The 7,126-nt window shown below is 71.8% G+C and carries 7 protein-coding genes; 3 read left to right on the plus strand and 4 right to left on the minus strand.

The features are described 5' to 3' along the window. Together VN520_RS15525 and VN520_RS15530 are read left to right on the plus strand one after the other, a co-directional pair. A partial coding sequence (locus VN520_RS15525) for a putative PEP-binding protein (protein WP_325747504.1) occupies positions 1-376 on the plus strand: 376 nt, incomplete at its 5' end. A gap of 481 nt (positions 377-857) precedes the next feature. Then, positions 858-1,871: a winged helix-turn-helix domain-containing protein gene (locus VN520_RS15530; protein WP_325747505.1), complete on the plus strand. Its 1,014-nt coding sequence runs from the start codon at positions 858-860 to the stop codon at positions 1,869-1,871. A gap of 5 nt (positions 1,872-1,876) precedes the next feature. On the opposite strand, the gene VN520_RS15535 is transcribed toward VN520_RS15530, so the two are convergent. Further along, a complete protein-coding gene (locus VN520_RS15535; RefSeq protein ID WP_325747506.1) occupies positions 1,877-2,461 on the minus strand; it encodes a hypothetical protein in 585 nt (194 codons plus the stop codon). 165 nt (positions 2,462-2,626) lie between these two features. Between VN520_RS15535 and VN520_RS15540 the strand changes: the two genes are divergently transcribed. Next, complete coding sequence (locus VN520_RS15540) at positions 2,627-3,043, plus strand: VOC family protein (protein ID WP_325747507.1); 417 nt, start codon at positions 2,627-2,629, stop codon at positions 3,041-3,043. Positions 3,044-3,100: 57 nt separating this feature from the next. Here the strand turns inward: VN520_RS15540 and VN520_RS15545 are convergent, their stop codons facing one another. The 3 genes from VN520_RS15545 to nirB all read right to left on the minus strand — a co-directional run. Continuing rightward, on the minus strand, positions 3,101-4,264 hold the full coding sequence (locus VN520_RS15545; RefSeq protein WP_325747508.1) for an alkaline phosphatase PhoX: 1,164 nt from the start codon (positions 4,262-4,264) through the stop codon (positions 3,101-3,103). A gap of 116 nt (positions 4,265-4,380) precedes the next feature. Then, entirely contained in the window at positions 4,381-4,740 is a 360-nt protein-coding gene (gene nirD / locus VN520_RS15550) for a nitrite reductase small subunit NirD (protein ID WP_325747509.1), read from the minus strand. After that, a partial coding sequence (nirB, locus tag VN520_RS15555; RefSeq protein WP_325747510.1) for a nitrite reductase large subunit NirB occupies positions 4,740-7,126 on the minus strand: 2,387 nt, incomplete at its 5' end. The genes nirB and nirD, both read right to left, overlap by 1 nt.

The following is a 7,126-nucleotide window of genomic DNA, read 5'->3' on the forward strand; positions in this document are numbered from 1 at the left end:
CGCCGAGGCCGCGCAGTTCTTCTCCTTCGGCACCAACGACCTCACCCAGACGGTGTGGGGCTTCTCCCGTGACGACGTGGAGGCCTCGTTCTTCACCGCGTACCTGGAGAAGGGCATCTTCGGGGTTTCGCCGTTCGAGACGATCGACAAGGACGGCGTCGGCTCCCTGGTGCGCAGCGCCGTGGAAGCCGGCCGGGCCACCCGCCCCGACCTCAAGCTCGGCATCTGCGGCGAGCACGGCGGGGACCCCGAGTCGGTGCACTTCTTCCACGAGGTGGGCCTGGACTACGTCTCCTGCTCGCCGTTCCGCATTCCGGTCGCCCGGCTGGAAGCGGGCCGCGCCGCCGCCGGACCGCGGGGCAGCGACAGCCGCTGAGACCCGGGCGGCCGGCGCCCCGCACGACTCCGGACACCGCCGGGGACCACGGACACCCTCACCGGTCCTGGGGCGGAGCCGGACCACCCGGAAGCGGCGGCACCCTGTGCGGGGGTGCCGCCGCTTCGTCAATTGAACAGCGAACCATTTACGGCGGCCGGCTTTTCGCTATTCGGTACGCAAATCCGGGAGGTACGGGCTGGGTGCGGCCCGGGGATCCCCACCCCCGGACCGCACCCGCTTACCCCTGCCGGGTACGGAGCCGCACCGTCGCTCACCGCCGCCGAACGGGCAAAGCCCCCCACGGCCTTCTCCCGCTCTTTCGGTGTCGCCGGATGCGTACCCGACGCCGTACAGCTTTTCGGGTGGCGGGGCCACGGGCGAGGCATTTCAACTCTGGCCGAAACCCCGTGGTGACCTCCTGTGATGCTGTGCATACGCTTCGGTGGGGGGAATTGCGGGTGCAACAGGTGGGGGTTCGGTGCTGCGTATCCATGTGTCCGGGGTGGACCTTTCGCGCGTGCGGATGGCCACGAGGCCGGACGCGATGTGGGAGACCATTCTCAGTTTTCACCGGCTGAGGGACCGGCGGGGTTCCACGGTGTTCGGGAAATGGCGGAAGGAATCCCGCAACCGGTTGAATGGTGAAGCGCGTCTGCTGTCCCTGGTCGTACCGCCCCGCGGCTATTTCCCCGACTTCCTGACGCCTTCCGGCGGAGGCTCCGAACCGTTCGGGCTCGATGCCGGAATGGAGGCGCTGCGCGATACACCCGCGCAGCGCGTCCGCGAGGAGTTCGGGCTGCTGGCCGGAGACGGCACCCCGGCGCGGCGGCCGTCCGGCGGACACGCGCCGGCCGTCCTGCCGGAGGCGCTGGCCGAGGGGCGCACGGAGCCGCTGGGGCGCCTCATCTCCACCCTGCGCGCCTACCACCGCGCCGCGGTCGAGCCGTACTGGCCGCACATCCGGGCGAGCGTCGAGGCCGACCGGGCCGTCCGGGGCCGCGCCCTGCTGGACGGCGGCGCGGAAGAACTCCTGGCCACCCTGCCGTCGATGATCCGCTGGCGCGCCCCCGTGCTGGAGGCGGACTACCCCGTCGACCGGGACCTGCGCCTCGACGGACGCGGCCTGCTCCTGCAGCCCTCGTTCTTCTGCCGGGGAACCCCCGTCGTCTACCGCGATCCGGCCCTCCCGCCGGTCCTCGTCTACCCGGTGACCCACCCCGGCGCCCCGGCGGCCGCCGACCCCGGCCCCTGGCTCGGCCGGCTCATGGGCCACACCCGCTCCGCGGTGCTGCGCTCCATAGACAACGGCTGCACGACGAGCGAGCTGGCCCGCAGGACCGGGGTCTCCCTGGCCTCGGCGAGCCAGCACGCCTGTGTGCTGCGTGAGGCGGGCCTGGTCCGGACCCTGCGCCACGGCAGCTCGGTCCTGCACACCCTCACCCCGCTGGGTGCCGCGCTGATCAGGGGAGGAGCCCCCCTCGCCGTGCCCTGAACAGGTCAGCGGGGTTCCGCCTCCAGGAGCGCCTTCAGCACGGCCAGACGCTCCTTCCAGAAGGCCTTGTAGCGGGTGACCGCCTCCGCGCCGGCCAGCTTCCCGTGGCCCACGCCGAGGCGCGTACGGCCGTCCGGCAGCTCCTCCAGCCACAGCGCGAGCCGCCCGGCGTCCCCGGACGCGTCGCGGAAGCCGGCGCCCAGCGACCTCCCGGGGCGCCGGCTGCTCACGGACAGCTCCACGCCGGGCAGCCGGCGCTCCCGCAGCTCCGGGTCGGTGAAGGCCTCCAGGACACGCTCCGGAGCAGCCGCGAGCGTCCTGCTGCCCGAGGTGCTCCAGTCACCGGCCGGGGACTGCCCGACCTGGCGCAGGCCGCGTGCCTGTTCGTATCCGACCGTGACCGACTGGGCGTACCAGCCGCCCATCCTGTGTTCCGTCCCGAGGAACCCGGCGATCTCCGCGTGGCTGCGCCGGGTGGCGTCCCAGGCGTCGAGTACGGCGAACCAGCCCTGCCAGTCGCGGCCGGTGGCCCCGCGCAGGGTGTCGTCCGACAGCTTCTCGGTGAGGGGTCTGCCCGTCGGTCCGCTCATGGTCCGAGACGGTAGGCGGCCCTGTGCCGGGCGGCGGCCGCGGCGCGCGGAAAACTTCCCGCCCCGCAGCGATGAGTTCGGCGGGCCGTGGCCGTCTACCTCTCGAAAGCGCTCGCACGGAGCGCACGGGAGCACCGCAGAGTGCCGGACGGAAGAGTGGACATCATGTCTCAGCCCCAGATGATCTTCGTGAACCTGCCGGTCAAGGACCTGGAGACGACGAAGGACTTCTTCGCGAAGCTCGGCTTCGGCTTCAACCCGCAGTTCAGCGACGACTCGACGGCCTGTCTGGTCATCAGCGACACGATCTTCGCGATGCTCATCAGTGAGCCGCGCTTCAAGGACTTCACCAAGAAGGAGACGGCCGACGCGTCGAGAACGACCGAGGTCATCCTCGCCCTGAGCGCCGAGAGCCGCGAGAAGGTCGACGAGATGGCCGACGCCGCGCTCGCCGCGGGAGGCTCGCCCGCCAACGAGACCCAGGACATGGGCTTCATGTACGGCCGTTCCTTCCAGGACCCCGACCACCACATCTGGGAGGTCGTCTGGATGGACGCGTCCGCGGTCGAGGGCCAGGCCTGACGTCCGGCGGGGCAGCGGTCGCGGATCCGGCGCCGCGGCCGCTGCCCCCGGAGTGCGTCAGGAGCGGAACGGGCCGGTGACCTCGTAGGTGATGCCGCCGGACGAGCTCCCACTGGTCCCGCGCTGCGAGGAGAAGTACAGCCGCCTGCCGTCCGGGGAGAACGCCGGGCCGGTGATCTCCGAGCCGGACTGGCCGCTGATCCGCAGGAACGGCGCGACGGTGTCGTCCGGGGTGATCAGGCAGATCTCCATGTTCCCGCCGTCCTCCGCGACGTACAGGTCGCCGGAGGCGGCACGGGTGACGTTGTCCACGCCGGTCAGCGGGGCGCCGCCGGTGACGAGCGAGTCGTCGTAGGCGAGCGAGAGGGACGAGGCGTCCGCGTCGTACGCCCACACCCGGTTGTCGCCCTTGGTGGTGAACCAGCAGGTGCCCGACGCGTAGAAACAGCCCTCGCCGCCGTTGAAGACCTTGGCGCCGGAGACCTGGTAGCGGGTCTGCGTGGGCGACCCGTCGGGGTCGGGGACCGTCTTCCAGGTGACCGGGCCCGAGGTGGCGGTGCCCGCCACCAGCACCTGGAGCGTGCCGGACGACAGGTCGCCCCACGTGGTGGGGCGGAAGCGGTAGAAGCGGCCGTCCGTCTCGTCCTCGGTCAGGTAGACGTAGCCGTGGTCGGGGTCCGCGGCCGCCGCCTCGTGCTTGAACCGCCCCATCGCGGGGCGCTGCACGGCGGCGTCCACCCCCCACGGATCGGTCTCGTACACGAAGCCGCGGGTGACCTCCTCGCAGGACAGCCAGGTGTTCCACGGGGTGCGGCCGCCCGCGCAGTTGGTGTTCGTGCCGGACAGGATCCGGTACGCCGAGGTGACGGCCCCCGAGGAGTTGAAGCGCACCGCGCTCGCCCCGCCGCCGCTGCTCGCGGACACCTCCGCGTTGGAGACGTAGATCCAGCCGCTGCCGTCGGTGAAGGTGGCACCGCCGTCGGGCGCGCTGTGCCAGGTGTACGAGGTGCCGGGGACGGTCTGCCCCGAACGCGCGATGATCCTGCTGGTGAAGCCGCTCGGCAGCAGGATGCCGTTGCTGTTGGCCGCCTGCAGCGCACCGTAGGGGCCGGTGGCCGGCTGGGCCGGGTCCGCGAAGGCGGCGCCCCGCCACAGGGTGCCGCCGAAGGCAGCCGCCGAGCTGCCGATCACCGCTGTGCGCAAGAAGGTCCGACGTTCCACGATCACTCCACGGGTGACGTGAGGGCCCGCCGGACCGGCCGGTCCGGCGGGACGAACGTCAGGACAGTAGAGGCACGCAGTTGACGGAGCGGCAACGCCCGGTGAACGGAACGGAGTCAGTCCGCGCGGACCGGGAAGACCGGCACGGTGACGTCGTCGTCGTCCAGGCAGGCACCCGTCTCCAGGTCGAAGCGCTGCTTCAGCAGCGGCGACGCGACGAAGGGCCGCCCCTGTGCGGAGCCGACCAGGCCACGGGACAGGACGTACGCACCGGTGAACGGGTCACGGTTGTCGATCGCGTACGCGCGCCCCGCCCGGTCCACGAACAGCGCGACCTGCCGGCCGTCCGGGAGGAGCGCCGCCACACCGCGCCCCGGGGTCAGCAGCGAACGGTCGCAGACCGTGAGCCAGCCGTCCCCGTCCGCGAGCTGGATCGTCCGGGTGTCCTGCGCCGTTTCCGGCGTCCGGGTCGTCATCAGGAAGCAGTCCCTTCAAGAGTACGGATGGCGAGCACCGGGCCCGCGAGGATGTCCAGGTCGGGCTTGACCTGGTCGCGCTCGGGGACGAACTTGACCGAGGGGTCGGGTGCGTCGGGGGCGTTCACGAAGGTGACGAAGCGCCGCAGCCGCTCCGGGTCGTTGATGGTCTCGGCCCACTCGTCGCGGTAGCCGGCGACGTGGTCGCCCATCAGCCGCTCCAGCTCGTCGCAGAGGCCCAGCGAGTCGTGGACGACGACGTCCCGGACGTGGTCCAGGCCGCCCTCGATCCGGTCCAGCCAGGTCGAGGTGCGCTCCAGGCGGTCCGCCGTGCGGATGTAGAACATCAGGAACCGGTCGATGAGACGGACCAGTTCGGCGTCGGACAGGTCCTGGGCGAGCAGGTCCGCGTGACGGGGGGTGGCGCCGCCGTTGCCGCCCACGTAGAGGTTCCAGCCCTGCGCCGTGGCGATGATCCCGAAGTCCTTGCCGCGGGCCTCCGCGCACTCCCGGGCGCAGCCGGAGACCGCCGACTTCAGCTTGTGCGGGGAGCGCAGCCCCCGGTAGCGCAGCTCCAGGTCGATCGCCATCTTCACCGAGTCCTGCACGCCGTAGCGGCACCAGGTCTGCCCCACGCAGGACTTGACCGTGCGCAGCGACTTCCCGTAGGCGTGCCCGGACTCGAAGCCGGCGTCCACCAGACGGGTCCAGATCAGCGGCAGCTGGTCGACGCGGGCGCCGAACAGGTCGATCCGCTGACCACCGGTGATCTTCGTGTAGAGGCCGAAGTCCCGGGCCACCTCGCCGATCACGATCAGCTTCTCCGGGGTGATCTCCCCGCCGGGGATGCGCGGCACGACCGAGTACGAGCCGTTGCGCTGGAGGTTGGCGAGGAAGTGGTCGTTGGTGTCCTGGAGGGCCGCCTGCTCGCCGTCCAGGACGTAGCCGCTCGCGCCGACCGTCGGGGCCAGCGACGCGATGACCGAGCCGACCGTGGGCTTGCAGACCTCGCAGCCGTCACCACCACGGGCGGCCTCCCGGCCGTGCGAGTCCAGGAGGTCGGCGTACGTCGTCACGCCCAGGGTGCGGACGATCTCGTACAGCTCGCTGCGGGTGTACGCGAAGCAGCCGCACAGCCCCTGGTCCTCGGGCTGCGGAAGCAGCTGCCCGATGACCTTGAGGCAACTGCCGCAGCCCGTACCGGCCTTGGTGCACTTCTTCACCTCCGGCAGCGTGGTGTGCTCGCAGATCGCGCCCTTGGTGACGTTGTGGCAGGAGCAGATCACGGCCTCGTCGGGCAGCGAGGACGGGCCGAGGGTGACCGGGCCGCCCGCACCGGCCGGCAGTACCAGCTGCTCCGGGGCGACGGGGAGCACCGTGCCGGTCATCGGCCGCAGCGTCCCGTACTGCTCGGCGTCACCGACCAGGACACCGCCGAGCAGCGTGCCGTCCTGGCCGATCACCAGCTTCTTGTAGACCCCCGAGCGGGAGTCCGCGTACACGACGTCGAGGCAGCCCTCGGCCGCGCCGTGCGCGTCGCCGAAGGAGGCCACGTCCACACCGAGCAGCTTCAGCTTCGTGGAGAGGTCGGCACCGGTGAAGGAGGCCGCGCTGCCCGCGATCACCTCGGCGACCGCCAGCGCCATCTCGTAACCCGGCGCCACCAGGCCGTAGACCCGGCCGTCCGAGGCCAGCGCGCACTCGCCGATCGCGAAGACCGCGCTGTCGGAGGTGCGGCACTCCTCGTCGACGACGATGCCGCCGCGCGGGCCGACCGCCAGTCCGCAGTCCCGGGCCAGCTGGTCCCGGGGACGTACGCCGGCGGAGAAGACGACGAGGTCGGTGTCGAGCGAGGAGCCGTCCGACAGGCACATGCCGTCGACGCGGCCGTCCTCACCCGCGGTGACCTCCTGGGTGCCCACACCCGTGTGGACGGTCAGACCCATGTTCTCGATGGTGCGCAGCAGCGCGGCGCCGCCGCCCTCGTCGACCTGGACCGGCATCAGCCGGGGGGCGAACTCCACGACGTGGGTGTCGAGTCCGAGTCCCTTCAGCGCGCCCGCGGCCTCCAGGCCGAGGAGCCCGCCGCCGACGACCGCGCCGGTCTTCGCCGTCTTCGCGTACTCCTCGATCGCGAGGAGGTCCTCGATGGTGCGGTAGACGAAGCAGCCCTCGGCGTCCTTGCCGGGCACGGGCGGGACGAAGGGGTACGAGCCGGTGGCCAGCACCAGCGTGTCGTAGGAGAAGGCCTCCCCGGAGCGCGCGGTGACGGTGCGTGCCTCACGGTCGATGCTCTGTGCCGGGTCGCCGACGCGCAGCTCGATGCCGTGCCGCTCCATGAAGCCCGGCTCGACGAGCGAGAGGTCCTCCGGCGTCCTCCCGGAGA

The sequence above is a fragment of the Streptomyces sp. genome (genome assembly GCF_035563135.1).
Classification (GTDB): Bacteria; Actinomycetota; Actinomycetes; order Streptomycetales; family Streptomycetaceae; genus Streptomyces.